This is a genomic window from Streptomyces prasinopilosus, from assembly GCF_001419695.1.
GTDB lineage: Bacteria > Actinomycetota > Actinomycetes > Streptomycetales > Streptomycetaceae > Streptomyces > Streptomyces prasinopilosus.
The window spans coordinates 1-2,819 of sequence record NZ_LIRG01000603.1 but is presented as its reverse complement, the minus strand read 5'-3'; the positions used below and the strand labels follow the sequence as shown (position 1 = coordinate 2,819).

General features: G+C 76.5%; 2 pseudogenes. One reads left to right on the top strand and one right to left on the bottom strand.

What is annotated here, in order from left to right:
- Positions 1-15: 15 nt before the first annotated feature.
- Positions 16-66: pseudogene (locus tag AOK18_RS35470) on the top strand (hypothetical protein); the annotation flags it as partial.
- A gap of 248 nt (positions 67-314) precedes the next feature.
- Here AOK18_RS35470 and AOK18_RS23050 read toward each other — a convergent pair.
- Positions 315-2,765: pseudogene (locus AOK18_RS23050) on the bottom strand (beta-ketoacyl synthase N-terminal-like domain-containing protein); the annotation flags it as partial.
- Between the last annotated feature and the right edge of the window lie 54 nt (positions 2,766-2,819).

Genomic DNA, 2,819 nt, shown 5'->3' with positions numbered 1-2,819 from the left:
CAGGGGCTCGACTCGGTGCTGGCGGTCGCCCTGGCGCAGGACCTGCGCGCCAGGCTGGACGTCGACATCCCCGTGACCCTCGTCCTCGAAACGGGCTCGGTCGACCGGCTGGCCGCCGAACTCCGCGAGGAGTACGGCGTCACCGACGTGCCCGGCACCGCCGCGGCCGCCGACGACACGCCCGGTACCGCTCCCGTCCCCGCCGCGACCGCGGCGGTGCCGGGCACGTCGGTGACGCCGTACTCCTCGCGGAGTTCGGCGGCCAGCCGGTCGACCGAGCCCGTTTCGAGGACGAGGGTCACGGGGATGTCGACGTCCAGCCTGGCGCGCAGGTCCTGCGCCAGGGCGACCGCCAGCACCGAGTCGAGCCCCTGCTCCTGCAGCGGGCGGTCCGGTTCGAGCTCGTCGACGCCCGTCTCCAGGGCGTCGGCCACCCACCGGGCCAGGGCCGCGTCGAGCCCGGCGCCCCGCCCGGGGCCGGGCGGGGGCGGCGCGGGACGGTGCCCGTTGCCCTCGGCGGCCGGGGCCGCGTGCCGGACGGGGCCGGACCCTGACGGGGCGCCGGCGGGGACGTCGACGCCCCGGACCGTCACCGGCGACGGGGTGCCGGGCGACGGGGTGTCCGACAGCCGCTTCCAGGTGATGCCGCGGGCCTCCAGGACCGGAACGCCGTCGTCGTGGATCACCAGGCTCGCGGTCAGCAGACCGGAGTCGGGGCCGGTGTCCCGGTCGCGCCGGGCGTCCACGCGGGCGGTGGCAGGGAGGGGTCCCAGGACGGTGAGCCGTTCCACGGCGAACGGCACGTACAGTCCCCGCGCGCCGCACGCGGCCAGGGCGATCTGGAAGGCTCCGTCGAGGAGCCGCGCGTCGACCACGCCGTCGGGTGCGGTCCCGGCCCGCAGCACGCCCGTCGCCCGGCCGGGTGCGGCGGACAGCGCCGCGACGGTCCGGTAGGCGGGGCCGTAGGCGAGGCCGTCGCGTTCGAACGCACGGTAGAACGCGTCGAGTCCGACGGGCGTGAGGCCGTCCTCGGACGGCGGGGCGGGGAGCCGCGGTGGCTCCGGCTCGGTCAGTTCGGCGGTGCAGACCAGGGCCCCGTCGCCGTCCCGGAACGCGACCTGCGCCCCGTCGCGTGCGGCCGACAGGCTCGCTGGGGTCTCGACGGCCCTGCGGAACGTCAGGTCGCGCAGGGTGAAGCGGTCACGGCCGGTGAGATCGGCCACCTTGCCGGGATAGGCCGCCCCCGGCAGGGTCGGCCGGCCGAGGACCACGTGCTCGGCCGCCTCGGGAAGCCGCGGCCACGAGCCGGTCGTGCGACCGGCCGTGCGACCGGTCGCGGCGGCCTCCTCACGGGCGTCGCCCCGCGGAGCCTCCCGCCACCCGTGCGGCCGCGGCTGTGGTTCCGGCCGCGGCTGTCCGGTGGGTTCCAGCCAGAGGTACTTCTCGGCGTGCGGCGCGGTCGGGAAGCGCACGCCCGCCCGGCCGGGGCCGGTGGAGAGGTCGGTGCCGGTGACGAACTCCCGTGCGACCGACTCCAGTTCCTCCCGTGCCGCCCCCTCCCGGACCGCGGCCTTCTCCGTCCCGGCCGGGCCGTCGGCCACGCCCAGGTGGAGGGAGCGGGCCCCGTGCACGCCGGCCAGGAACAGGCTCAGTTTGTCGTCGAGCTGTTCGAGGCTGTCGACGACGCAGGCGAGGCGGTGCGCCCCGGCGGGCCGCCGGTGGCTCGCCGCGCTCAGCGACGCGAGGGACGGGCAGTACGGGGAGCGCAGCATGAGGGCGAGCCGGTGCGCGAGGGTGCGCAGCGCCGTGTCCGACACCGCGGAGAGGGTCAGCAGCCGGGGCAGCCGGTCGCGGTCCGCGGTGCCCGGGCCGTTCGCCGGGGTACCGGGAGCGGCCTCGAGCACCACGTGGGCGTTGGCGCCGCCGAAGCCGAAGCTGCTGACCCCCGCGATCCGCGGTCCCTCCCACGGCAGGAGCCGGTCGGCGACGAACAGCGGCGAGGCCCCGAAGTCGAACGACGTGTTCGGGGTGGTGAGGTTGAGGGACGGCGGGATGCTCCCGGCCTGGAGGGCGAGGATCGTCTTGATGAGTCCGGCGATCCCGGCGGCGGGCTCCAGGTGGCCGATGTTCGTCTTCACCGATCCCACGGCGACGGGGTGCGCGGCGCGGGTGCCGAGGACCGCCTGCAGCGCCTCGAGTTCGATCAGGTCGCCGAGCTGGGTGCCGGTGCCGTGGGCCTCGACGTAGCCGACGTCGCCGGCGTCGATCCCGGCCGCGGCGAGCGCCTTGCGCAGGACCGCCGCCTGGGCGGGCCTGCTGGGCGCGGTGAGGAACCCGGCGCTGCCGCCGGTGTGGTTGACCGCGGTGCCGCGGATCACGGCGAGGACCGGGTCCCCGTCGCGCCGGGCGTCCGCGAGCCGTTTCAGGACGACGACGCCGCAGCCCTCCCCCCTGACGTAGCCGTCCGCGGCCTCGTCGAAGGCCCGGCACACCCCTTGCGGGGACAGCATGCCGTTGCGGGCGAAGGCGCGTGACTTGTCCGGGGTGAGGACGAGGTTGGCCGCGCCCACCACGGCGGCGTCGATGTCGCCCGACCGCAGGTGCAGGGCGGCCTGGTGCAGGGCGACGAGGGACGACGAGCAGGCCGTGTCGACGGCGAGGCTCGGTCCCGACCAGTCGAAGACGTGCGACAGCCGGTTGGCGACCATCGAGATCGCGGTGCCCGTGGCGACGTGCGGGTCGCCGTGGCCGATGCTCCGTGCCACGAGGTCGGGGAAGTCGCTCGCGATCGTGCCGACGAAGACACCGGTGTCGGCGCC